The organism is Flavobacterium omnivorum (genome assembly GCF_900099915.1).
GTDB classification, from domain to species: Bacteria; Bacteroidota; Bacteroidia; order Flavobacteriales; family Flavobacteriaceae; genus Flavobacterium; species Flavobacterium omnivorum.
Window position 1 is genome coordinate 1 of the sequence record NZ_FNDB01000012.1, and the last position, 24,670, is coordinate 24,670.

Annotated in this window: 19 protein-coding genes; 7 read left to right on the forward strand and 12 right to left on the reverse strand. The window is 34.7% G+C overall.

Annotated features, from left to right (window positions below):
• Nucleotides 1-199 precede the first annotated feature (199 nt).
• The 4 genes from BLS90_RS11505 to BLS90_RS17130 all read left to right on the forward strand — a co-directional run bounded on the left by BLS90_RS11505 (nucleotide 200) and on the right by BLS90_RS17130 (nucleotide 4,275).
• Nucleotides 200-1,657: a M28 family peptidase gene (locus tag BLS90_RS11505; RefSeq protein ID WP_091257843.1), complete on the forward strand. Its 1,458-nt coding sequence runs from the start codon at nucleotides 200-202 to the stop codon at nucleotides 1,655-1,657.
• A gap of 16 nt (nucleotides 1,658-1,673) precedes the next feature.
• The gene (locus tag BLS90_RS11510; protein WP_091257845.1) at nucleotides 1,674-2,840 is read left to right on the forward strand and encodes an ATP-grasp domain-containing protein; all 1,167 of its coding nucleotides are present in this window, start codon (nucleotides 1,674-1,676) and stop codon (nucleotides 2,838-2,840) included.
• A gap of 338 nt (nucleotides 2,841-3,178) precedes the next feature.
• Nucleotides 3,179-3,736 (forward strand): Fic/DOC family N-terminal domain-containing protein, encoded by a 558-nt coding sequence (locus BLS90_RS17125; RefSeq protein ID WP_245705098.1) that lies wholly within the window; start codon nucleotides 3,179-3,181, stop codon nucleotides 3,734-3,736.
• Between the two features lie 5 nt (nucleotides 3,737-3,741).
• On the forward strand, nucleotides 3,742-4,275 hold the full coding sequence (locus BLS90_RS17130; RefSeq protein ID WP_245705099.1) for a Fic family protein: 534 nt from the start codon (nucleotides 3,742-3,744) through the stop codon (nucleotides 4,273-4,275).
• 260 nt (nucleotides 4,276-4,535) lie between these two features.
• On the opposite strand, the gene BLS90_RS17365 is transcribed toward BLS90_RS17130, so the two are convergent.
• The 5 genes from BLS90_RS17365 to BLS90_RS11540 all read right to left on the reverse strand — a co-directional run bounded on the left by BLS90_RS17365 (nucleotide 4,536) and on the right by BLS90_RS11540 (nucleotide 9,173).
• Nucleotides 4,536-4,661, reverse strand: coding sequence for a transposase (locus tag BLS90_RS17365; protein WP_245705100.1), 126 nt, complete (start codon nucleotides 4,659-4,661; stop codon nucleotides 4,536-4,538).
• A 659-nt stretch (nucleotides 4,662-5,320) separates the two neighbouring features.
• The gene (locus BLS90_RS11525) at nucleotides 5,321-6,376 is read right to left on the reverse strand and encodes an NAD(P)-dependent alcohol dehydrogenase (protein ID WP_091257848.1); all 1,056 of its coding nucleotides are present in this window, start codon (nucleotides 6,374-6,376) and stop codon (nucleotides 5,321-5,323) included.
• A gap of 45 nt (nucleotides 6,377-6,421) precedes the next feature.
• Nucleotides 6,422-7,516, reverse strand: a complete 1,095-nt coding sequence (locus tag BLS90_RS11530; protein ID WP_091257850.1) for an alkene reductase — start codon at nucleotides 7,514-7,516, stop codon at nucleotides 6,422-6,424.
• A gap of 202 nt (nucleotides 7,517-7,718) precedes the next feature.
• Entirely contained in the window at nucleotides 7,719-8,159 is a 441-nt protein-coding gene (locus BLS90_RS11535; RefSeq protein WP_091257851.1) for a TlpA family protein disulfide reductase, read from the reverse strand.
• A 339-nt stretch (nucleotides 8,160-8,498) separates the two neighbouring features.
• On the reverse strand, nucleotides 8,499-9,173 hold the full coding sequence (locus BLS90_RS11540; RefSeq protein ID WP_091257854.1) for an NAD(P)H-dependent oxidoreductase: 675 nt from the start codon (nucleotides 9,171-9,173) through the stop codon (nucleotides 8,499-8,501).
• A 575-nt stretch (nucleotides 9,174-9,748) separates the two neighbouring features.
• On the opposite strand from BLS90_RS11540, the gene xseA reads away from it, so the two are divergent.
• From xseA to BLS90_RS11555, 3 genes are all read left to right on the forward strand, one after another.
• On the forward strand, nucleotides 9,749-11,140 hold the full coding sequence (xseA, locus tag BLS90_RS11545) for an exodeoxyribonuclease VII large subunit (protein ID WP_091257856.1): 1,392 nt from the start codon (nucleotides 9,749-9,751) through the stop codon (nucleotides 11,138-11,140).
• Between the two features lies 1 nt (nucleotide 11,141).
• Nucleotides 11,142-11,339, forward strand: coding sequence for an exodeoxyribonuclease VII small subunit (gene xseB, locus BLS90_RS11550; protein ID WP_091257858.1), 198 nt, complete (start codon nucleotides 11,142-11,144; stop codon nucleotides 11,337-11,339).
• A 203-nt stretch (nucleotides 11,340-11,542) separates the two neighbouring features.
• Nucleotides 11,543-12,160: an SOS response-associated peptidase gene (locus BLS90_RS11555; RefSeq protein WP_091257986.1), complete on the forward strand. Its 618-nt coding sequence runs from the start codon at nucleotides 11,543-11,545 to the stop codon at nucleotides 12,158-12,160.
• Nucleotides 12,161-12,420: 260 nt separating this feature from the next.
• Here the strand turns inward: BLS90_RS11555 and BLS90_RS11560 are convergent, their stop codons facing one another.
• The 7 genes from BLS90_RS11560 to BLS90_RS11590 form a co-directional block, all read right to left on the reverse strand.
• Nucleotides 12,421-14,580: a glycoside hydrolase family 97 protein gene (locus tag BLS90_RS11560; protein ID WP_091257859.1), complete on the reverse strand. Its 2,160-nt coding sequence runs from the start codon at nucleotides 14,578-14,580 to the stop codon at nucleotides 12,421-12,423.
• Nucleotides 14,581-14,744: 164 nt separating this feature from the next.
• Entirely contained in the window at nucleotides 14,745-16,124 is a 1,380-nt protein-coding gene (locus BLS90_RS11565; RefSeq protein WP_091257861.1) for an alpha-amylase family glycosyl hydrolase, read from the reverse strand.
• Nucleotides 16,125-16,224: 100 nt separating this feature from the next.
• Complete coding sequence (locus BLS90_RS11570; protein ID WP_091257862.1) at nucleotides 16,225-17,325, reverse strand: SusE domain-containing protein; 1,101 nt, start codon at nucleotides 17,323-17,325, stop codon at nucleotides 16,225-16,227.
• Nucleotides 17,326-17,338: 13 nt separating this feature from the next.
• Nucleotides 17,339-18,832: a RagB/SusD family nutrient uptake outer membrane protein gene (locus BLS90_RS11575; RefSeq protein ID WP_091257864.1), complete on the reverse strand. Its 1,494-nt coding sequence runs from the start codon at nucleotides 18,830-18,832 to the stop codon at nucleotides 17,339-17,341.
• 9 nt (nucleotides 18,833-18,841) lie between these two features.
• Nucleotides 18,842-22,108: a TonB-dependent receptor gene (locus BLS90_RS11580; RefSeq protein ID WP_091257865.1), complete on the reverse strand. Its 3,267-nt coding sequence runs from the start codon at nucleotides 22,106-22,108 to the stop codon at nucleotides 18,842-18,844.
• A gap of 127 nt (nucleotides 22,109-22,235) precedes the next feature.
• The gene (locus BLS90_RS11585; protein WP_091257867.1) at nucleotides 22,236-23,405 is read right to left on the reverse strand and encodes a FecR family protein; all 1,170 of its coding nucleotides are present in this window, start codon (nucleotides 23,403-23,405) and stop codon (nucleotides 22,236-22,238) included.
• A gap of 224 nt (nucleotides 23,406-23,629) precedes the next feature.
• Nucleotides 23,630-24,193: an RNA polymerase sigma factor gene (locus BLS90_RS11590; RefSeq protein ID WP_091257869.1), complete on the reverse strand. Its 564-nt coding sequence runs from the start codon at nucleotides 24,191-24,193 to the stop codon at nucleotides 23,630-23,632.
• Nucleotides 24,194-24,670: the final 477 nt, after the last annotated feature.

Below are 24,670 nucleotides of genomic sequence, written 5' to 3' on the forward strand. Positions count from 1 at the left end.
TTTTCCTGAGAGTTGCATTAACTAATTGAATCTAGTTTAAAAAAAAACACCATAATAAAATTATTTTGATGATTTGTTTTAAAAACATTATTTCTATATTTGGAAAGACTGTGCTATTGATTAGCGATTACAGACAGGCTGCCAATACTTATAGATCCTTTACGATAATAAACTTTTCAATTTTTTAAAAATAAATGGTATGAAATACAAACAAATTCTTCTTTTGATATTATTTATTTCCAATTCGCTTTTTGCGCAAAGCACAGCGCCACAATTAGATAAAATCAAGCAGCAAGATCTAAAAGATGATTTATATGAACTGGCGGGTGACGCCTTTCGGGGAAGACGAGGAGGAGAACTTGGCGAAATGAGAGCTTCTGTTTGGGTGGCTCAAAAGGCCCGTGAAGCTGGCCTTAAACCTGCAGGCGAGGATGGAACCTACTTTCAATTCTTTAATCTCAAACGCAGCCGTGTGGCCAATAGTAGCACTGTTAGTGTAAATGGTAAAGCTCTAGATCTTTGGAAAGAGATTTGGCCAACTAATTTGGTTGACACTAAAATAGAAGGCTCTGTGGTTTGGTTGGACAAAATGCCGGATAATACTATCGATCTGAAAGGGAAAATTGTAGCTCTGAATATTATGCCTCCTACTCCCAATATTCCAAGCTGGGTGAGCCTCTGGCAATATCGTTATACCGCTTCTGCGATGAGTCAGCAGGGAAAAGAACTCCTCAGCCGTGGCGTTACTGCTATAATTTTTGTTGCTGATGATACTGTAGAATCACTTATTTCATTTACGGGATTTCATTATCAAGAAGGAAGTTATGGAATTGAAGGTGGCGAAGCCTCTACAGCACCTACGGTACCAATTATCTTGGCAAGTAAACAGTTACAGAATATATTTTCTAAACAAGGCGCTTATTTAAAAACTAATTTGAAGGTAGAGAATTTTGACTATCCTTCTGTCAATGTTGTTGCTAAGGTTGATGGAACTGATCCTAAACTGAAAGAGGAATATGTGTTATTCAGCGGTCACCAGGACCATGACGGAGTAGGACCTGCTGTTAACGGTGATCCTATCTGGAACGGTGCTGATGATAATGCATCAGTAACGGTAGCGATGCTTGCAATAGGCGGTGCGTGGAGTACACAACCTGCTAAGCGATCGGCTTTATTTGTTTGGCACGGATCTGAGGAAAGGGGTTTATTGGGTTCTCGCTATTTTGTTAGCCATCCCACCGTTGAACTGTCTTCCATAGTAGCTGTTTTGAATGGCGATATGATAGGACGCAATGCACCTGATTCGGCGGCGCTATTAGGCGTAACAGAACCTCATCTTAATTCTTCTGACCTTGTAGCTATTACTTTAGCTGCGAATAAAAGTATTGCCAACTTCAAAGTCGATACTTCCTGGGATGCTGCAGATCACCCAGAGAATTGGTACTTCCGAAGCGATCATCTTCCCTATGCTCAAGCTAATGTTCCAGCACTATTTTTTACCACCTTATTACACCCTGACTACCATACCCCCTTCGATAGCCCAGATAAAATTGACTATCTAAAACTGACTAAGATGACAAAGTGGATCTATGAAACCGCATGGAGAGTTGCTGAAAGTGCCAAACGTCCTGCTTTAACTATTGAAATAAAAAAGTAAAAAATAACTAACTAGTATGTTCTTAATAGACAAGCCATTTGTTTCCGATTTTCTTATCAAAACAATAAAAGATAATAATTACAAAATAATTGCAACCAAAGTAGCCAAAGAATTGGTAAAAGATGATTCTTTGGCATGGATAGCCGAAGAAGAGGCAATCGCTTTACTAAAAAACAATCCAGAAATTTCTCTTTATAGCAATTCAGAGAACGCATTGGCTTGGATCGATCAATATTATGGAGAAAGTGAATTATCAAGTCAATTACAAGTTTTAAAAAACAAAGTAAAGTTTAGAGAACTTATAAAAGAGTTGTTTACCGACTTTTATTTCAAGCAAATAAGTATTGAAGAAATCCAACGATTGTCCGATGATGAAATTCGGTTCCCATTTGTAATTAAACCCGCTGTTGGTTTTTTTAGCATAGGAGTTCATATCGTCGAAAATGAAAAAGACTGGATAAAAGCTAAAAGTGAGTTGCAAGCTGATAAGCTTAAAAGTATATTTCCTGAAAATGTATTAAACACCAGTACTTTTATTATCGAAGAATTTATTCGAGGAGAAGAATATGCCATCGATTATTATTACGACAATAATGGAGATGCTGTTTTGTTAAACGTTTTACACCATCTCTTTTCCTCCGGAACAGATACAAGTGACCGGGTTTATTCAACATCCAAAGCAATCATTGAAAAGTATAAAACTGAACTTGAATATTTTTTAAGTAAAATTGGTAAAGAGTTAGATTTAAAAAATTTCCCGGCTCATGCAGAAGTCCGTATTGATGAAAATGGGAAAATAATTCCTATCGAAGTAAACCCTTTACGATTTGGAGGATTTTGCACTACGGCTGACCTTCTAGGAGTAACTTTAGGATTTAATGAATACAAATGCTTTTGTGAAAACAAAAAACCAGATTGGGATACGATATTCAAAGGAAAAGAGAATAAAATATTTAGTGTCATTGTTTTGGATAATAATTCAGGAATAATACCTTCGGATATTTTAAGGTTTAACTATTCAGATCTCGCTAAAGATTTTGAAAAACCAATTTTAATAAGAGAATTAGATATAAATAAATATCCGGTATTTGGATTTGCTTTTATTGAAAGTGCTGCAAGCAATAAAAAGGAATTAAATGATATTTTGACCTCTGATTTAAGAAAATATATAGTATCTAAATAAGAAAAATTTTAACGTCTTTACTTTTGGCCTTGAACTTGATCCCAAGCTGGCTTGAGCATTAAATATCACAGCTGCTGGCGCGATGCGTCCCGCTCGCGCCCACAAACTCAGTATTTACTGCAACATAAACAAAAAAAGCAACCCGCAATAAAAGTTAAATAATAACAAAAAACAAACCCCAATATTTAATGTCAAGTACCTTTTTGTAAAGAAAGAAAAACTTAAAATCAAACGAGGACAATATTTACTCTCAAAAATAAAACGAGAGTAAATTTTAACCATATTTATACTCGAACATAAATTAGAGGTAATAAACGCCTTCATTTAAAAATTATGATATGTGTAAGAGAATAACACATAATCCAGAAATTCCGTACAATGATTTGCCGCTATTACCCCCACAAGCGGAAATAGAAAATATTACAATACTCAAAAAAACTATTGCAGCCAGTAGAGCTTTATCAGAGCTAAAAGGAGCAGTTACAAATTTACCCAATCCAACATTATTTATAGACACAATCAATTTACAGGAAGCACAAGCTAGTTCTGCCATTGAAAATATAATCACAACACAAGACGAACTGTTCAAAGCATCGATTGCTGAGAAAAAAAATGATAATCCTGCTACAAAAGAAGTAATGCATTACAAAAATGCCTTGTGGTTTGGTGTAAAACAAGTAGAAAACCGACCTATCCTAACGACAAATCTATTTGTTGCAATAATGCAAATCATAAAAGAAAATCAATCCAGTATAAGAAATGCACTTGGAACACAATTAAAAAACCCAGCAACAAACTCTGTAGTATATACACCACCTGAAGGAGAAAATGTAATTAGAGAAAAGCTAAAAAACCTAGAGGTTTTATTCACGCAGAAGATAATATCGACCCATTAGTAAAAATGGCAATCATTCATTACCAGTTTGAAGCAATTCACCCATTCTTTGATGGAAATGGTCGTACAGGAAGAATTATTCTATTATTATACCTCAAAATGACTGGCTTACTTGATTTGCCGGCACTATATTTTAGTAATTATATCATTCAACACAAAGACAAATACTACACCAATCTCAGAAAAGTAACAGAAGAAGGAAATTGGGAAGATTGGATTATGTATATGCTGGATATGGTAGAACAAACTGCCCTAAAAGAAAGGAGCCAAATAGCGGAGATTGAAAAACTGATGAATGAAATGGGAACCGAAATACAACAAAAGTTACCAAAAATATATTCAAAAGACCTTATGGAAGAGCTATTCCGATTACCATATACAAAAAGAAACCAATTAGAAAAGACAGGATTAGGCAATTTAAAAACGGTAGGTAATTATTTAAAAGAATTGGAAAATAACGGTTTCTTGAAAAGTGAACAAGTGGGTAAAGAAAAGTTGTATCTAAATTTTAAGTTGGTAGAAGTTTTGAGAGTAAAATAATAAAAAAATAATCAATAAAAATATGGCTGACTTAAATCACGATCCAAAGGAATATATTACAGGAATCCAACAAATCCTTATTGGATATTCCGGTTCAAACTGAACACCCCATTCCGGTTCAAACTGGACAGTTTTGATGATGATTTTTAGTCTTACTTTGTGATCAAATCACATCAGTATGGCCAATAAATTAATAGGATCAATTATGATATGAGAAATCATGGGTCACCTAAATTTTCTGGAGATTAGGCAAAAAGTTTTTACATTCTAAAGATAAAGAATTTGATATCTACGACACCTCTTTGGTTGGCTCTGAAGAGTTTTATTTTCGAGTTAAATGATTCTGCATTTGTATTTGTATGTCGTTTTATAAAGAAGAAAGACAATTGAGAAAACGAATTTTCTGAATTCGCTCAAAGACAACTTAGTAAAACGCATGGATGAAGCGGATGAAAAATAAAGGCCATGTCTTAATAAAAAGAGCAGCCTTTAAGAAAACAGTTTTTGGATTTAAACATAAGTAATATCAGCTAGAGTATATAGTTTAAGTAAACCCTTTGAACCTTAATTCCTCAGTAACTCTGAATCTCAAAAAACACTATTCATTCTCAGCAATACCGGTAATCAATGACATTACAATTGCTTTTTCAAGACTCTCGGTAGAACCTTCAGTTCCACCTACTGTATTGGCAACCAGTAAATCCCATTCTGGATCAGTATTTTTCTTTGGTCGTTTTTTTCTCTCCTAAACAGCATACCTTGCTATCGAAGTGGTGGTCAAAATACATTCCTTATTCTATAATGAAAAACTACTGTTTTCTGAAATTTCATTCTCATAAGTAACAACAAAATCATGAATAACAGCATAATTAGATTCCGTTTCACAAACCTATATCATAATCTAAATTTCTAGGCTGTAAATCTGAGCCATTTTTGGGAAAAGAAACAGAACTAAATTTAACTCGGTAGTGTACTAAAAATAAAAACAGCATCTAAAATTACTTTAGATGCTATTTTTATTTAATGCACTGTAAGAAAAATTTTTTTATTTAAGCGATTTCATATCAATTACAAATCTGTATTTAACATCATTGCTTGTAATACGATCATAAGCTGTGTTAATATCTTGCATATTGATAAGCTCAATATCACTAGTAATATTATGTTCGCCACAGAAATCTAACATCTCTTGTGTTTCTTTAATACCTCCAATTAAAGAACCGGCAATTCGCTTACGTCCCCCAATGATATTTCCTCCATGAAAAGGCTTTAACGGTTCTACTGCACCAACTAAAACCATTGTTGAATCAATTTTAAGCAATCCTAAATATGGATCCATTTCATGACCTACAGGAATGGTATTTAAAATAAAATCGAAACTGTTTTGGTGTTTTTTCATGTCGTCTTCATCTTTTGAAATTAAAACTTCATGAGCACCTAAACGTTGAGCATCTTTTCCTTTTTCTGGCGATGTTGTAATCATAACCACATGTGCACCTAATGCATTGGCAAATTTAACGCCCATATGACCTAATCCACCTAAGCCTACTACTCCTACTTTATCTCCTTTTTTTACGTTCCAATGACGTAATGGTGACCATGTAGTAACTCCTGCACATAATAACGGTGCAGTTGCTGCCTCGTCTAAATTTTCTGGAATGCGTAGTACAAATTTTTCGTCAACAACTACTGACGTTGAATAACCTCCGTAAGTTTGTTTGCCTTCAAGATGTTTATCCGGACTGTTATACGTAAATGTTGCTCCATTTTCGCAAAATTGTTCCAAATCTTTCTCACAAGCAGAACAGGTCTGGCAAGAGTCTACCAAACAACCTACTCCTACTAGATCACCTACTTTATGGCGACTAACACCATTTCCTACCTCTACTACTCGACCAATGATCTCATGTCCAGGTACCACAGGATAGGTTGATCCGTGCCATTCGTTTCTTGCGGTATGTATGTCACTATGACAAACACCGCTGTAAGTGATATCGATTTTTACGTCATCTGCCCCTACAGCTCTTCTTTCAATATCTAAAGGTTTTAAATCTTCTGTTGGTGCTGTTGTACCATACGCTTTTACTGTTGTAGTCGCCATAATTACGTTGTTTTTAAGTTGTTATTTATTCGATTATGTATTATTTTATTTAGAAGCTTTTGGATAATCTGTATACCCTTCTGCTCCTCCTGCGTAGAACGTACTTTGATCCCACTCTGCTAAATCTAAGTTATTTTCAAAACGTTCTACTAAATCTGGATTAGATATGTATGGCTTACCGTAAGCTACTAAATCTGCATACCCTTCTTCAATTACTTTATTTCCTTTTTCTTGATCAAATGCTGAGTTGATCATCAATGTTCCATTATACAAAGGGCGGAAATGTTTAGCTATTTGCGTCACGGCATTTGGTAGTTCTGAAACATCTGTAAAAGGTTCAGAAAGATGCACGTATGCTAAATCATAATCATTCAATTTTTTAATGATGTACTCAAAAGTTGGAATTGTGTCTTCATCCATGGTTGTGCCAAATGGACCGTTTAATGAAGGATTAAAACGGGCTCCAATTTTTTCCTGAGGAATGACTTCTTTGATTGCGTCTAAAACTTCAAAAAATATACGAGCTTTGTTTTCAATACTTCCACCATACTCATCCGTTCTGTGATTAGACGTTCCGTTAAAAAACTGCTGAAACAAATAGCCATTGCTGGAATGTATTTCTACTCCATCAAAACCAGCTTTTACTGCATTTGCCGCTGAATTTTTAAAATCTTGTACCGTAGTTTTAATATCTTCAATGGTCATTTCCTTAGGTGTAACCGTATCTTTAAATCCTTCTGGAGTAAATGATTTATCGTTAGGATTTATAGCTGAAGCGGATAATGGTAATGCTCCATTATGAAAATCGGGATGAGACATACGTCCTACGTGCCATAATTGAATAAAGATTTTCCCTCCTTTATCATGTACACGTTTGGTTACTTTTTTCCAACCTTCTACTTGCTCCTCTGTGTAGATACCAGCTGTATTGATATAACCTACAGCATCACGAGACACTTGCGAGCCTTCTGTAATAATTAAACCTGCTGATGCCCGTTGCTCGTAATACAATCCATGTAGCTCATCCGTTGGAACGTTGCCTTCATTATCCGCTCTACCTCGTGTCATAGGCGCCATAACAACTCTGTTCTTGAGGTAAATATTTTTGTTATAAGGTGTTAATAAATCTTGTTTGCTCATTTTGTTTTTAAAAAATTACTAATTTAACAAATGTACATTACCGAAACGCAAATATCATTGACCTATATCAATTAAAATAGATTTAATTGTTTTCCTAACTCTACTTAAGTTTTCTGGAGTGACTCTGAAATAGTTTATACCAATTTCAGCTTAAAATGAACAGGTCGTTCCAGGACAAAGGGTACTATTTCTGAAAGTGTTTTTAATCCAGTTGCTCAAGCGCATAGAACAATCGATTTTGTGCCCCTTCTTGAGAGCCAAATATGGAGCGAAATAATCTTCCTTCTTTTGTGATTAAAAGCCATTGCGGAGTTCCTTGTGAATCAAATTGGTCATAAACCAAATGTCCTTTATCCAGAAAAATAGGAAAAGGAAGTTCCTCTATTGTAAAAATGCTCTTAATATCGTTTTCTGTAACTTTTGTATGCGTGAAGTTGCTGTGAATACCCACTACTTGTACCCCTAAATTTTCTTTTTGTAATTGATATGCCAAAGGAATCGCGCGTCCTGTGCACCCCAAACATTGGTTGTTATAGATTATGGCCAAAATAGCTTTCCCTTGGTACTCTTTTATAAGATCGATTTGGTTGCCGTTAAAATCCTGAACCAGAATTGAATCAACAGCTGTATTTTCTTTATTCATTTATTACTGTTTTGGTTTAAGCTTGCTGTTGAAAAATTGAGGAAATGAAGTTACCCGTTGGGTGACATTATTATTTCGATAATTTTTAGTCATATAAAATAATTTTTGATATAAAATTGTTCCGTCAAGAAGAAAAAATCAATTAAAAACAGCTATTAAAATGTTTTAAATAATTATCACCAGCGGATAACCAAGTCATGATTTTATAACTTCAATCGGAAGATTTTTATCATATCTTATCCCTTTCCTTTTTTTATTACTTATTGTAAAAATGGTTCCAAAGTTTTGATACTTCAGAACCATTAATTATTTTATTGACTAAATTGATACAGTTAGAAATTACATCCAAGTAATAATATCTTCTATATTTCTTCTTGATTTAGGGTTTGCTGGATCTGCTTTTCTGTAACCAAAAGCAACCATGAAGGACAAACCGTATTTGTCTGTATCCACACCAAACTTTTCTTTTAATAAAGCTTCTGCTTTTTCCTGATGAAAACCTTCAATAGGACAACTATCAATACCTACTAAAGCAGCTGATGTCATCATATTTCCCAAAGCAATGTAGGTTTGTTTTGATGACCAATCAAATAATTTTTTATCCGTGTCTAAATCAAAGTCACTCTCTTGAAACTCTCTGTAGAATTTAGAATACATTTCTATGGTATCTGCTGGCCATTTTTTGACGTCTTTCATCATCGACATGACATAATCAGAACCGTGTTTCACCATTGGTGCTTTCATAGACAAACCCAATACAAAATGACTTGCAGTATCTAATTTTGCCGGTGCTCCCCAAGCTACTGGTTTTATCAATTCGCGCAACTCTTTGTCTTGTACAACTATAAAATGCCAAGGTTCAAAACCAAAAGAACTTGGAGATAAATGTGCGGTTTCTAAAATAAATTCCATGTTTTCATCTGAAATAATTTTAGTAGCGTCAAACTCTTTAGTGGCATGTCTAAATTGAAATGCATTGATAATGTCTTCTTTTGCTATGTTAAGTGTGTTCATATTCGATTTTTAAATTTTTAACAGCTGCAAAATTACAAAACTACAGCAGAAACCCCCTTGACTTATATCAAGTGAGACGGATTTAATATTTTCATAATTACGAACCTTTTACGGTTTGACTCTTACGTTTTTTAAAAAGCACCATTAGGGTACAGGCTTATGAAAGATTGATTCGTTTTCGGCGAAATCCAGCAGATAAAGCGTTTTACTTAGATTATTATTTTAAAGTTGGGTATAATTGGAATAATGAATAATCGGCGTATTTCAAAAACAGTAGCCCTCCCTCCCACATTGCCTTTTAAAAAGTGTACTGTAAATAATGTCGAATAAAAGTTTATTTCTGAAGATTTACTTCTTCGAAATACTAATCTTTTTTGCCTGAAATTCATTGATTTTAAAAATAATTTTTTAATCTGTAGCGCCTATTTCAACAAATAGACAATAACGATCTTACTCCTATCTTCAGCGTGGATGAGAAAAATTATCAACCTTCAATAATAGCAAAGTAAAAAAACTACTTTATCTTTGAAACACTATAAATCCCTCTTTATTTAAAGCAATAATACAAAATTACGATGCCTGAAAAAATCAATGATAAGACTATTTTTTCGCTGCTGGAGGTAACGAACAGTATCAAAAAAACGCTTGAGCAAAGATATAAAAGTGCGTTTTGGATAAAAGCTGAAATGAACAAACTGAACCATTACAGTCAGTCCGGCCATTGTTTTCCCGAAATAATAGAAAAAGTAAACGGTAAAGTAATTGCGCAAATAAAAGCGACGTTATGGCGTGATGATTACCAAAATGTAAATCGCAATTTTCTGCGAATACTTAAGGAACCACTCAAGGATGGAATTAAAATTCTATTCCTTGCTAAAATATCCTTTGATTCGGCTTTTGGACTTTCACTTCAAATAATTGATATTGATCCGCAATACACGTTAGGAGATTTAGAAAATGAAAAGCGAGAAACGATAAAAAAACTACAACTGGAGGGAATTTACGATAAAAATAAAAAATTACAACTCTCTTTTTTACCCCAACGAATTGCAATAATTTCGGTAGAAACCAGCAAAGGCTTTGGTGATTTTAAAGATGTAATTGATAAAAATTCATGGAACTATAAGTTCTTCTATCTTTTATTTCCATCTATACTGCAAGGAGACAAAGCGGTTCCCGGCATCATGGCGCAATTAGAAAGAATTAAAAAAGTAATCCATCATTTCGATGCAGTTGCCATTATCAGGGGTGGTGGCGGTGATGTGGGCTTATCTTGTTATAACAATTATGAATTAGCCAAAGCAATCACCCTATTCCCTATTCCAGTCATCACTGGCATAGGTCATGTCACAAATGAAACGGTATGCGAAATGATTGCCCATACCAACGCAATAACACCAACAAAACTAGCGGAATACCTAATACAAAAACTCCATAATTTCTCGGTTCCAATACAAAAAGCCAGAGAAAAAATAGCGGACAAATCCAGACGATTACTGAGCGAGGAAAATACAAAACTAGAATCAGAACTTAAATTGTTTCGCTCCATGACGATTTCTATTTTGAATACCAATAAAAATCGAATCAAAAATGCCAGCTATGCGATTCAGCAGCAATCCCAATTTATAGTAAAAAACAACCACGAAAAATTAAATGTATTACAAGCCAAAGCCCGTATTGCCACTAAATTCAATCTGAATCAATTAAAAGTAGCTGTAGTACAATTGCAAGAAAAATTAGAAATGCAACCCATACAGTATCTCAAAAATTCCGAACTTGCATTAGAAAACATTGAAAAAAACATCCAAATCATGGATCCTATAAATGTTTTAAAAAGAGGTTTTAGCATCACGTATTCAAATGGCAAAGCTGTCAAAGATATTTCACTATTGGTAGAAGGAGCAGCAATAAAAACAGTGCTTTTTAACGGAACAATAGACAGTACAATCACAAAAATCAAAGAATAAAATGGAAGAAGAATTGAATTATACGAATGCTTTTGAGGAATTACAACAAATTGTTACCGAAATAGAACAAGGAGAAATCTCAGTTGACGAACTTTCTGAAAAAGTAAAAAGAGCAACTGCACTAATTAAATTTTGCAAATTAAAATTAATCACAACCGAAGAGGACGTGAATGCAATTTTAAAAGAACTCGAAAATTAATAAACAAACTCGAAAAATGTAGTTAGCAAAAACGTCAGATTGAGTGTCTTTTGTATAGTAAAACGGAACAAAAAATGTATAGAGAATCGTTCTTTATTTAAATTGTTCTTGTTTTCAAAATCATTTTGAAACGAAAATCACTCGTTTTGCCAAAATTTAATTATCAACCAAATACAACCAACGGATTAAATAAACCAATTACTATGTGTTTTCATTCCAAACAAACCAAATTAGCATTAGAAGTCCAAAGCAGGTTCAATGCAACAATTGACAATCCGGTGGAATTCAAACCAAGTGATCACATTAATGGATTTGAATATCCTAAAAATCCTGTAATCATTGATAAAAAACAAAACGTCATCACCCATTACAATTGGGGTTTGATACCGGCATGGGCCAAAGATGAGGAAATTAAAAAATACACGCTAAACGCTAAAATAGAAACGGTCAATGAAAAACCGTCCTTCAAAAATTCAGTTGATAAAAGATGCTTGGTGATTGCCAATGGCTATTACGAATGGCAATGGTTGGATCCAAAAGGGAAAGCAAAACAAAAATACGAATTGTGTTTACCCAACGAAGAACTGTTTGCTTTTGCGGGTTTATATTCCCAATGGGTCGATAAAGAAACCGGAGAAATTAAAAACACCTATACCATACTCACCACCGAAGCCAATCCTCTCTTAGCTGAAATACACAATCATAAAAAAAGAATGCCGGTAGTTTTAAAACGAGAAGAGGAATCCAAATGGCTACAACACGAACCTATCGAACACTTTGCATTTCCCTATTCTGCAGATTTAATAGCGGTTAAATTATAAATGATAAAAAAAAGCTTCTCTCACTACATTCAATTCTGCGAATACATCATCTCGTTATTCTAATATGTCCACAACTTGATATAAATAACTTTTCATACCAACAATCAACCAATTAAAAGAAGGATTTAAACCATTTTAAGGACACACACTCCAAAAGACAATTACCAATAGCAATCAAAAATAAAAGGGCTTGATTCTTTCAAAACAAACCCTTTTAAACAAAAACAAAATGTAAGTTCAAATCCTAAACTAAGAGGAAGTTATTTTTTTTGAAGTCCTTTCATCTCTGAAGGACTCCCAGCTTTTATACTAATAGCAAAGCCACCACCCGGAGCAATATATTGCTTCAATACGGTTTTTGAAGTCACAATAACTTTAGTAACCGTATAATTTTGGGGTTTCTCATTCCAATTGGCATCTTTGGCATCGGCATAAATGGTAGCGATGTATTTCGTGCCTTTTGGTAAATACTCAAAAGTAACGTTTGCCAATCTCGAATTCTCATCACTAATACCACCAACGAACCATTCTTCTTTTCCTTTCGCCTTTCGGGCAATCGTGATATAATCTCCGGGTTCCGCCTCCAGAATATAAGTATTGTCCCAATCAACTGCCACATCTTTTATAAATTGAAAAGCATCTGGAAAACGATTGTAATTATCCGGAATATCAGCGGCCATTTGAATCGGACTGTACATGGTCACATAATAAGCCAATTGTTTGGCTAAAGTAGTATTCACGCGTTGCTTTCCTCCTGTATTATAATAGCTAAGATCCGTTTGAAAAATACCAGGTGTAAAATCCATTGGACCGCCCATCAAACGAGTAAAAGGCAAAATAGTCGTGTGTTCAGGAGCTAATCCTCCCATGGCTTCAAACTCAGTTCCTCTGGCAGATTCCTGTGCAACCCAGTTGGGATACGTTCGGTTTAGACCAGTAGGTCGAACTGCCTCATGGCTGTTAATCATTATTTTATAATCGGCAGCGCGCTGGGCTACATGTATGTAATGATTCACCATCCATTGTCCATCATGATGTTCGCCTCGTGGAATAATTTGTCCGACATAACCTGTTTTTACAGCATCATATCCATTTTCATTCATAAATTCAAAAGCCCGATCTAAACGTCGTTCGTAGTTGGTAGCGGATCCCGATGTTTCATGATGCATCATAATTTTCACTCCTTTAGATGCCGCATATTCATGCACTGCTTTCACATCAAAATCAGGATAGGCAGTTACAAAATCAAAAACGTTTTCTTTCCAATTCCCAATCCAATCTTCCCAACCTACATTCCATCCTTCGATTAAAACAGCATCAAAACCATTTTTTGCAGCAAAAGCAATGTATTCTTTTGCGCGTTCGGTGGTAGCGCCATGTTTTCCATTTGGCGTAAGTTTAGTGAAATCCTGCCCTAGTTTGACATTATTCTCCTTACCATAGGCCCAAGTGCTTTTTCCGGCAACGAAATATTCCCACCAAATACCAATGTACTTCATAGGTTTTATCCAGGAAACATCTTTGTAACTTGTAGGTTCATTTAGGTTTAAAATTAATTTAGAAGCTAAAATTTCAGTAGCTTTATCACTCACCACAATAGTTCTCCAAGGCGTTTGAGTATCCGTTTGCATATATCCTTTAGAACCAACCGCATCAGGAGTCAAATGGGAACTCATTTTAAAGTTTGCAGCATCCACATTCAGGGACATGGCAGGATAATTAATCAAAGCTGCTTCATGAATGTTAATGTATAATCCATCCTCAGATTTCATCATCGAAGGAGTTTGCACCGCTAATTCTTGGATAGGTTGTTGTGCATTTATAAGGATTGTCGCTTTTTTCATTAAAGAAGGAATCTCCGAAATTTTAGAGCTTGTATACGCATATTCATTGGTATCATAATCGCCCGGAATCCAAAATATTTTATGGTTTCCAGCCAATTGAAACTCCGTATGTTCTTCTTTTATGACAAAATAATTTAAATCTTTTTGCTTTGGAAATTCATAGCGAAAGCCCAATCCATCATTAAACAAACGGAAACGAATTCGGATGTATCGATTGTTGTTTTGGACTTGTGCCAAAGTAACAACCAATTCATTATAATAATTCCGAATTGTTTTTTCCTCACCCATAACCGGATTCCAAGAATCATCTACCATTTTTTGTGCGCTGTTAGTGATATTAAAGCCATCCATAAAGGAAGGTGCGTCTTTAATTTCCAAACCCAAACTACTCGGTTTGATAACCGCTTTATTCTTGTAACTTAATTGATAAGTAGGAACCCCGTTTGCCGAAAGTTCAAATTGCAAGGAGAGATTCTTGTCAGGGGAACTGATTACTTGTGCCTGACTTAAAAAAGGACTCAGACAAACAAGAAACAATCCTACTAACCGTCTTGAATAACGAAAAGGAATTAGCATTTTTTTTAGTTTAAAATTTATATTTTTTTATTTCTTAAAACATAACAAAGGCAAAAAAAAGAAAGTCTTTCAAATTTAAAATCAATCTGATGACTTTAATCTTTCGGCCTTTGAAAAATAATAGTATTAGGTTTGCCAAACAGGCAATTGAAACACTATCGGTACTAATTTTTCAATACGACATATTGATAAGGCTGCAAACTTATGGATGTTCCAACTGTAGCTGCTGTACCACTAAAAGCATCTTTCCAAGCTATACTGGATAAGGAAGCAGGAACAAGATATTGAACTGTTGCATTGGTTAAATTAGAGAGAACCAAAACTTTTTCAGTAGCCGTTTCCATGGTGAATACGCTTACTGCGTCACTACTAAAACCCGTATAACTTCCTTTTTTAATCGCATTACTCGTTTTTCTAAAGGCAATAATTTTTTTATATTCAGCTAACATACTGGCATCTGCACTGGTCCAATCTATTGGAGTACGGGTGAAAAATTTAATACTTTTATCATATCCTATTTCTTGTCCGTTATAGATCATCGGTACCGATTTCATATATGCCGCAACTATAAAAGTAGCAAGGGATCCTTGTTTTCCTCCAAATAAGTCCAAAGGAGTTCCTTCAGTATCATTAACATCATGATTACTAGTATAGCGAACTACCCTTTGTGAATCATTATAGTTATTAGCGTATTCTATGGCATTTGAATCTTGCAAACTTGTTGCTGGCTTGCTTTCACTAAATACTTTCTCCATAGCCGAGAAAAAGTTAAATCCAAAAGTATAGTCAAATCCTGCCGCAAAATGACTCACTTTTGTTCCTTCAGCAAGCATTAATATAGGTTGATTTTTTATTTTTCTCAAACTTGAAATGGCCTCAGTCCAAAAATTTTGAGGAACATAATCTGCATAATCACATCTAAAACCATCAATATTAGCAGAATAAACCCAATAAGACATCGCATCAATCATAGCGGCGCGCATCTCGGTATTATTAAAATCCAATTGCGCTACATCATTGTAATTGGTTCCTGGTGGAATGATTATAGCTCCATTACCATCTTTTTGGTACCAATTGGAATGTTCCGTAATCCAAGCATTGTCCCATGCAGTATGATTGGCTACCCAATCCAGTACAACAGCCATATTCATTTTGTGGGCTTCTTCTACTAAAATACGCAGATCTTCTAAAGATCCGAAATCATCATTGACAGCCTTATAATCCTTAACCGCATACGGAGATCCTAAACCTCCTGCAGACCGAACGGTTCCAACAGGATGAATGGGCATTAAATAAACCACATTAGCACCCAATTCCTGAATAGCACTCAATCTGTTTTGAACTCCTATTAATGTGCCTTCTGCGCTAAAGGCACGTATGTTGACTTGATAAATAATAGCGTCTTCCCTATTTGGCATTTTTTCAAATGGCGCCCCATATTGTGGATAAACTGATGCTGGCTTGGAATCATTATCCGAAGCGCTACAGGAAGCCAAAACGGAAGAAAAGACAAGTATAAAAATGATGTTGATATATAATTTCATGTTTTTTTATTTTAATAATAAGCGTTTTTTAAATGGATACATCCCTCTTCTGTTTATAATAAAAAGGAATGTATCTTAGTTTTCAACGATTACTTTTAGATTAGATTTTTGTAACAGTATAAGTTCCAGTTGGCGGATAGCCATTATTAGCCTGATCGATATCATTTATAGTAAATGTTATTTCATAAGTACCTGCTTCACCTATATAATGAGCTCCTGCATTGTCCAGATACATTATACCTTCATCATTATTTTTAGCACCATAATTTATGGTCCAAGAATCATTAAGCCTAAATTTTAAATTTCCGGCTCTCAAAACACCCCTAAATTTCCATGTTTTTAATTGATGGTCATAAGTCATTTTAGAAGAATGATTCCATCCATAATTAGTATCATCAGTTGTTGGTTCATGCGTAGCATCACCAACAATTCCCCAAGAATATGGGCTTGCAGTCCATTTTAAGGTATTTAGATTTACAGTCATTTGGTAGGAACCTGCTGCGGCTATTTGAAAATCTGTATCACTCCTATTTTGCAAGTTACCGTTGGCATCTGCTCCGTAAAATTGATTCCAGTTTCTTTCTGTATTAAATTTGAAACCCAAACCTTTTGAATCTGGAAAACTAACATACCCTTGATAAATTCCCGATGCAATAGCATCTAAGGCAGCAGCAGTACCGATATTAAAATCTTGATAACTCCCAGGCATATAAATCGCTCCAAAGACTACTGGCTTTACAAAAGGAGTAACCGTTAATGTGATTGGTTCTGAATAGATTCTCCGATCTAAATTAGATTCAACACGAACCACTATCTCCCCTGCTACATCAGACTGTAGTCCCAGAGCTAGCGCTATTTTATTAAGATCTGTCCCTAATAATGATTTGCTTAAGGCGTCTTCACCAACTTCAACTCGTATCGCATTATTCCATGCTGTCGTGCCTAAAATAGCAGATGGGATATCAAATTGCAAGGCATAGGTCACAGGTGCTTGTACAGGATACTCTACCGCGGGCCATGAAAAGACAACAACCGGAACATTTGTGGAATCTTCAGTAAGGACAATCGTACTCGATGATGCTTCAAATTTACCACTAAAAGCCACTTCTTGTAATGTGGTAAGTACAGCATCATTGCTACAGGATGCACCTAAGAATAGGAAGGCGCATAGTAAAACTAACTTTTTTATATATTTTTTCATAATAGTGCTCTATTTAGTAACCTGTATTCTGTTTTAATCCCTTATTTGCGTCTAAAGCGGCTGTAGGTATCGGAAATAATTTTCGATATTCACTTGAAGTACCTCTGAATAAATTAGGTAGTAAAAATTTATTAAAACGAATCATATCTTGTCGTCTGTGCCCTTCCCAACTTAATTCAAAGCCTCTTTCATTATAAACATCGTCCAATGTTGGATTTCCTGTTAAGGCTCCAAGTCCTGCTCGCACTCTAATGGCGTCTACAAAGGGTTTTGCTGCTCCTGAATTACCCAATCTAATATTACATTCTGCTTTCATTAGTTGAACATCACCATAGCGATAGATTGGAAAATCATTCGATGCACCACCTCCATCCATAGGAGTTACAGGATAAAATTTAGTGTTCCGGACTCCCGCTTGTGGGGCAGCCCCCGGATTATCCAAAGAACTTACATCAACCGTATAATTAATACCACCACCTTGATCTCCATATAAAAATTGTTTTTTACGAATGTCGGTATCGCTAAACTTTACGAAGAAATCTTTGGGAACGATAGTACCATTCCAACCGCTATACCCAAATACAGTTTGCGCATGTGGTCCATATAAACTTCGAACAGTGAAAATATTTCTGGAAACTATATTTGCAGTAGCAAACATCGCCAAAATAGTTTCGTCCTCTGGAAGAACATCTCCAAATAATTCAAAATACTTATATCCTAATGGGCTTGAAGCATTAGCTCCTCCCGCATGAAGAGTAAAGCCGCCTTCACTTACTTTTTCGCAAGCGGCTAAGCATTTTGTCCATTCTGCAGTTCCTGTATACACTTCGGCATTCAAATATACTTTTGCTAATAAAGTATAACCGGCCCATTTGTTGAATCTTCCGTAATAATTTCCTCCTTTGGTAGCTGATAAGGTTGCTACATTCTCCGTTAGTTCTTTTACAATAAAATCATAAACTTCTTTTCGGCTTGATTGTGGAATTTGATCTACAGTGATATTGTTATCTGTGTAGAAGGGAACATTTCCAAAATCATCAATGAGTAAGTAATAGAAAAAAGCTCTCAAGACTTTAGCTTCGGCAATTTTAGAAGCTTCGGCATTTGCTTTTTCCAATTGATCTACGGCTAAATTGGCATTAAAAATAGATTTGTACAACCAATTCCAAGTATTGTTTATCATTAAATCCGTTGGCAACCATTCATGCTTGTACAAACGGGCAAAATCCAATTGCCAGTCACCGGTATTTCTATGCGGAATAACTTGTTCATCAGCACTCATAGAATTGAGATCATACCAGCCATTATCTGCTCCTGCATATCCAACTCCGTTCCAATTTCCGCCAATTTGTGCATATACACCTGCAAGGGCTACATCGGCTCCTTCAGCAGATCCGTAAAACTCATTTGCAGTATATTTATCATAGACTCTTTCATCTATATTGGTACAACCAACTATTAATAAGAAACTAGCGCTTAATAATAATACTATATTTTTGATTTTCATTTTCTTGTACTATTTAAATTTTACATTCAAACCAATGGCGAAACTTCGAGTACGAGGATAGATACCATTATCTCCTCCAAAGTTCTCTCCGCCTCCACTTACATTTAACTCAGGGTCTATTCCTGAATAAGAAGTAATTAGCAGTAAATTATTTCCGGTAATAGAAAGTCGAAGTGACTCAATGTATTTAACGTTTTGAAAATTGAAACTATAACCAGCAGTTACATTCTCTAATCGTAAAAAAGAACCGTCTTCTAACCATAAATCAGATCCATATTGTGAAGTATATAAACCTAATGGAATAGCACTTTCTAACACATTTGATTTCCCTATATTTTCCAAATAACTTAGACTAGATCTCAAACCATTGTAAATTTTATTTCCTCCGGATCCTCTCCATAACATCGAAACATCAAAACTTTTATGTTGAAACGTTGGGTTAAAGGCATACGTATAAGTGGGTAATGCTGACCCTTGAATCATACGATCCGGACTAGTATTTCCTTGATCTATTATACCATTGCCATCAACATCGAGTACCGTTTCCCAATTTTCATTGTTTTTACCGGTATGATGCAACATATTATAAGTTCCAATAGGCTGTCCTGCGATCAAATAGGCTCCGGTTCCCCAAGGAACATAATTGGTATTTAAGGGCACTCCATTAATACTCCCGTTTAGGTTTAAAACTTTATTTCTTAATAAGGAAACATTTCCTGCTAGAGTAAGTGTGGTATTTTCTGTTTTGATCAAATCATAGCCAAGGGAAACTTCTAATCCTTCATTTAATAAACTTCCAACATTTGCCTTAATACTATTAAATGGAAAAGGAGGTTGTGGAACGGTATAATCAAACAAAAGATTTTCAGTTGTTGCTGTGTAAACATCTACAGAACCTCTTAATCTATTCTTTAAAAGGGCAAAATCCAATCCAATATTCGTTTGTTTTTTTGTTTCCCAACGCAAATCAGCATTGGCATTTTGAGTTACATTAAAATTGGTGATTTGTTCTCCTCCAAAATAAGTGACTCCAGATCCGCCTACCAAAGAAATCGAATTTTGTGGATACAATCCTTGTTGGTTGCCGGTTATACCATATCCTCCACGCAATTTCAATTCACTAAAAATAGTTTGCTGAGCCATAAAAGGTTCTTTGTCTATTTGCCAAGCCACTGAAACCGAAGGGAAATCACCCCATTTATTATTAACTCCAAAAACAGAAGAACCATCTCTTCTCATACTAGCTGTAAATAAATAACGGTTTAAATAAGAGTAGTTTACACGCCCTAAATACGAAACTAAGGTTCTGTCGTTTTTATACGATTGCAAATCTCCTGGTTGTACTCTAGATAAATCCCCTAATTGTAACGCATTATAGGTGGCTATGTCATTTATAAAACCTCTGGCTTGCACGTAATTTCCTTGATAAGCTTGGTTTTGCCATTCATATAAAACCAAGGCATTGATGCTATGATCCCCAAATATTTTTTTGTAGTTCAGACTGATATTGGTTAATCTTTCGTTTTGCTTATTATTACTAATATTCGCAATTCCTTTTTGATCAATAGCATAAGCACTTGTAGAGGCTGCGGGAAGATAGTACCCATTTACATCATTGGTTTTTCTCCAACTTCCAAACCATCCGGCTGTTAACCCTTCAAACAAATCTAAATCAGCTTTAAGACTTCCAAACAAATTATCAGTTTGTCTTTCATTGGTAACCGTTTGTGAAGCCGCATAGGGATTAAGATATTGAAAAATAGTAGGATCCGTATAATAACTGCCATCGGTATCATAAACAGGATCCGTAGGACGCATTAAATACGCATTTGTAATTAAATTAGAAGTGAATGCTGCTCTTCCGATACTTCCAATACTATTGGTTGCATTAGTAATTCCGCTATTAAGATTAAAACTTAATTTCAATTTATCATCCAGTGCAGTTTGAGTAGCTTGAATTCTTCCAATGTATCTCTGATTGCTGGAATTAAGAACAACACCATCTTGTAAAATAGCACTAATAGAAGCTCTGTAGCTAAATTTTTCTGCTCCTCCTCCAAAAGATAAAGTATGCGTTTGGGTAGCTCCACTTTTGGTAAGAATTCCATACCAGTCCGTATCAGAACCATGATTGGCTGAAGCCGGAACACCATTTAACTGAGCTTGTTCCCACCATTGATTAGCGCTTAACATGTTCAATTTTTGTGGAATATAATCCATGGCAGTGTAAGCCGAATACTCAACGGAAGTCCTCCCTGCTTTGTTTTTCTTGGTAGTAACAATAACAACACCCGGAGCACCTCTGGAACCGTAAATAGCGGTTGCCGAAGCATCTTTCAAAATATCGATTGAGGCAATTTCACTCGGGGGAATTTGGTTTAATAAATCCATATTTCCTTGAATTCCGTCTACAACAACTAAAGGATCATTTCCGCCAATTAGTGATGATATTCCTCGTATGCGTATACTAGGCGCTGAACCGGGCTCACTGCCCGTTTGGGAAATATTAACACCTGCAGCCTTACCTGAGATTAATTGTAATGGATTCACCACTGCTCCCTCATTCATGTCTTTAGCAGCTATTGAAGAAACGGCCCCAGTAACATCTTTTCTTGAGGAAGTTCCATACCCTATTACTACTATTTCCGCAAGTGTGGTTGTATCCGGAAATAGTTGGATAGTATTGTTTTCTTGGTTGGCAGAAACTCTTTTTTCTTTGTATCCAATATAACTTATGATAAGTGTTGCATCACTATTTTCTACCGTTATTTCAAAATTTCCGTCGGCATCTGTAGCAACGGCATTATTTGTCTTCTCTTCAAGAACTGATGCGCCCGGCAAAGGCATACCGTTTTCATCAGAGACTTTTCCCCTAATGATTTTTTGAATATAGAAATCTGTATTCTTTTTTTCAACCAGCGGTTTTATTAAAATAACCTGAGTATCCCGAACTTTAAAATCAGTTGTAGTTCCCTTGAATAATTTATTTAAAACTACATCAATCGTTTGATTTTTTACACTGATTGATATGGTACGATTTAAATCGACATCAGTCATTTTATAAATAAATCTAAAGTCGGTTTTTTGTTCAATTGTCTCCAGAACTGTTTCCACAGTTATATTTTTTAATTCTAAGTCTACTTTTGTTTTTTGGGCATAAGTATTGGCTCGAATATTAAACATGACAACCAAAAGAAGTAAAGTAGTTAGTTTCAATTTCAGGTTATTTTGGAATAATGGAAAATGCTTCCCATCATTCTTTGGTTTTTTTTTCATATTTTTGTTAATTGATTGTATTTAATTTGTTAGGTTCAATCTATTCTTCAATCGGAAATTGTTCGTAGCTCTTTCCGATTTTTTTATTCTGGCTGTTTTAGCGCTTCATTTTTCATTGGTTTTAAGGTTATTTAATTAGTACTTCATTATTTTTTAAGGTGTATTTGATGCCATGAATCTCATTAAAGTAGCTCAATACTTTTTCTATTGGTTCATCTCCAAAAGTGGCATTAAATTTCTCGTTTGACAATTTTTTGTTTTGATTTACAATGGTAACATTATAGTGTCTTTCTAGTTTTTTTGATATATCTCCAAAACTCATATTTCTAAAAGTCAATCGCCCTTGCATCCAAGAGGTATATACCGTTGTTAAGACGGATTTTGTCTCAATTGTCCCTTCTTTTCTATTAAAACTTCCTTTATATCCGGGCTTTAAAACAATATTTTTTGTAACATCAAATTGCTCATTTTGGGTATATAATCCAACGGAACCTTCTACCAATACAACATCAGTCAAAGCATCTTCAGGATAACTGGAAACATTAAAATGAGTTCCCAAAACCCGGATATTCAAATTATTGGCTTGGACCACAAAAGGGTGTGCTTTGTCTTTGCTCACATCAAAAAAGGCTTCCCCTTCAAGAAAAACTTGCCTATTTTCTCCTGCAATAAATTTCACTGGATATTTTAAAGTACTCCCTGAATTAAGATGGATAACAGTTCCATCTGACAATTCTAACTCAAAACGTTTTCCGTAGGGGATTTTTATCGTGTTATAAACGATATTTTCTAAAGTGGTTTTGGTATCGTATACAATTTTGTTTCCATTATGATTCGCAACAACATTTCCTCTGGAATCCTTTACCGGAGACTTACTAGTATTTGAAATAACTTGGATTTCACCATTTTCAAGTTGTAAAGTGATTTCATTATTGTTTAAGATCAAGTCACTATTGGGTTTAAAAAAATCACGTTGATAAAACAACCCTATTGACAATAAAACAACAAGAGAGGCCGCAACAGCCATGTAGGTCCTAAAGGGTACTTTTTTAGTTTTAGGGGCAGTCTGTTCAATCTCTTTAGCACTACTCAAGATATTTGAAAATAGTGTCTTTGCAGTTGATTCATCCATTTTAGGAATAACCTCTAGCAAAGTTTTGATATCTTCCACAGCGGGAAAATCGGTTGTGAGTTTGTTCTTTCTATAGTAATCAATAACTGTATTAGTTTCTTCTGGGGTACATTGTCCTAAAATAAACTTTTGGAGTACGCTTTTTATTTCTGAATTTTCATTCATTATGATGGTTTTTGTGTTCCTGTTCTATATAATACAGTTGAGAAAGACTTGACTACTACTCTAACGTTGTAAATTTTTTAAATTTTAACAAAATAAAAAATAAGCACCAATAACAAAACACATAATCAACTAATTACCAATATTTTAATAACTAATATTGAAAATTTATTTTCAAAAAAAAATCACCCATAAAGAGTGATTGTGTTTAAAAAATAAGACCTTATTTATAGAATTCCATCATGTGCCTTAAAAAAGAGTCTCAGCGATTCAAGTGCTTTACTCATTTGGCTTTTTACAGTGTTTACAGAAATTCCTAATTCCTGACTGATTTCTCCGTAACTTTTACCTTGCTTGCGGGACATTTTAAAAATAAGTTTCCGTTTTGGTGGTAATTCTCTGATTGCTTGTTTTTTTAATTTTTTGCAATCTGCTTCTCGAATGGAGTAATCTCCCTGCTCATGAGATTTTTGACTTTTATAGAAAATTTCTTCTTTCAGCAAAACCTCATTAGCCGCTTTATTCAGAAAGTTAAAAGCTTGATTTCTGGCAATTGTAAATAAATAAGATTTAAAAGATTGCTCTAAATTTAAATTTTCCCGATGCAGCCAAACTTTCAAAAATACTTCTTGAACATTCTCTTCGGCAAAATCTTTTGATTTTAAAAGGCTTATACTATACCCATAAATGTCCTGGTAATACAAATCAAAAAGAGTACGAAATGCTTTTTCGTTGTGATTTTTGAGTTCACTAACCAATAATTTTTCGCTAAAAATTTTTGTTTCTGACATTAATTGAATTACACGTTTTTTTAGAGGAGTGTTAGTGGGATATTCACAAATATAATTTTGTAATTCACTTCTCTACTAGCAAATATATAAAAATATTATTCCTATTGTTTTTAAAATTTATATAAACGAAAGAATAATTATAAATTTAACAGAAATTAAATTAAAACAGAAATAGTAATTGCAACTTAATTGTTATCTACAACTATACATTATCATAACGGGCATCAAGTAATCCTTTAGATTGATTATGAAACAAATTTTAGTCAATTAAACCACCTAAAAAAGAGTCTCCTATTCCATATGTCACTTTGTGATACAAATGGCAGTAATTGACATAAATACCCATTTACACCCATCATAAATAGGAGTAAATTGTCGCTTCTGAACGAAAGGAATTATTTACTATTTTTATGGAGTGCTAGAACTTGAACCATAAAGGTTTCAAGTTAGGCAACTCCCAATCAAAGCCATAGATAA

What these genes read in the sequence shown, in the direction of transcription:
- BLS90_RS11505 (WP_091257843.1), top strand. Translation starts at nt 200, where the DNA reads ATGAAATACAAACAAATTCTTCTTTTGATATTATTTATTTCCAATTCG.
- BLS90_RS11510 (WP_091257845.1), top strand. Translation starts at nt 1,674, where the DNA reads ATGTTCTTAATAGACAAGCCATTTGTTTCCGATTTTCTTATCAAAACA.
- BLS90_RS17125 (WP_245705098.1), top strand. Translation starts at nt 3,179, where the DNA reads ATGTGTAAGAGAATAACACATAATCCAGAAATTCCGTACAATGATTTG.
- BLS90_RS17130 (WP_245705099.1), top strand. Translation starts at nt 3,742, where the DNA reads ATGGCAATCATTCATTACCAGTTTGAAGCAATTCACCCATTCTTTGAT.
- BLS90_RS11525 (WP_091257848.1), bottom strand. Translation starts at nt 6,376, where the DNA reads ATGGCGACTACAACAGTAAAAGCGTATGGTACAACAGCACCAACAGAA.
- BLS90_RS11530 (WP_091257850.1), bottom strand. Translation starts at nt 7,516, where the DNA reads ATGAGCAAACAAGATTTATTAACACCTTATAACAAAAATATTTACCTC.
- BLS90_RS11535 (WP_091257851.1), bottom strand. Translation starts at nt 8,159, where the DNA reads ATGAATAAAGAAAATACAGCTGTTGATTCAATTCTGGTTCAGGATTTT.
- BLS90_RS11540 (WP_091257854.1), bottom strand. Translation starts at nt 9,173, where the DNA reads ATGAACACACTTAACATAGCAAAAGAAGACATTATCAATGCATTTCAA.
- xseA (WP_091257856.1), top strand. Translation starts at nt 9,749, where the DNA reads ATGCCTGAAAAAATCAATGATAAGACTATTTTTTCGCTGCTGGAGGTA.
- xseB (WP_091257858.1), top strand. Translation starts at nt 11,142, where the DNA reads ATGGAAGAAGAATTGAATTATACGAATGCTTTTGAGGAATTACAACAA.
- BLS90_RS11555 (WP_091257986.1), top strand. Translation starts at nt 11,543, where the DNA reads ATGTGTTTTCATTCCAAACAAACCAAATTAGCATTAGAAGTCCAAAGC.
- BLS90_RS11560 (WP_091257859.1), bottom strand. Translation starts at nt 14,580, where the DNA reads ATGCTAATTCCTTTTCGTTATTCAAGACGGTTAGTAGGATTGTTTCTT.
- BLS90_RS11565 (WP_091257861.1), bottom strand. Translation starts at nt 16,124, where the DNA reads ATGAAATTATATATCAACATCATTTTTATACTTGTCTTTTCTTCCGTT.
- BLS90_RS11570 (WP_091257862.1), bottom strand. Translation starts at nt 17,325, where the DNA reads ATGAAAAAATATATAAAAAAGTTAGTTTTACTATGCGCCTTCCTATTC.
- BLS90_RS11575 (WP_091257864.1), bottom strand. Translation starts at nt 18,832, where the DNA reads ATGAAAATCAAAAATATAGTATTATTATTAAGCGCTAGTTTCTTATTA.
- BLS90_RS11580 (WP_091257865.1), bottom strand. Translation starts at nt 22,108, where the DNA reads ATGAAAAAAAAACCAAAGAATGATGGGAAGCATTTTCCATTATTCCAA.
- BLS90_RS11585 (WP_091257867.1), bottom strand. Translation starts at nt 23,405, where the DNA reads ATGAATGAAAATTCAGAAATAAAAAGCGTACTCCAAAAGTTTATTTTA.
- BLS90_RS11590 (WP_091257869.1), bottom strand. Translation starts at nt 24,193, where the DNA reads ATGTCAGAAACAAAAATTTTTAGCGAAAAATTATTGGTTAGTGAACTC.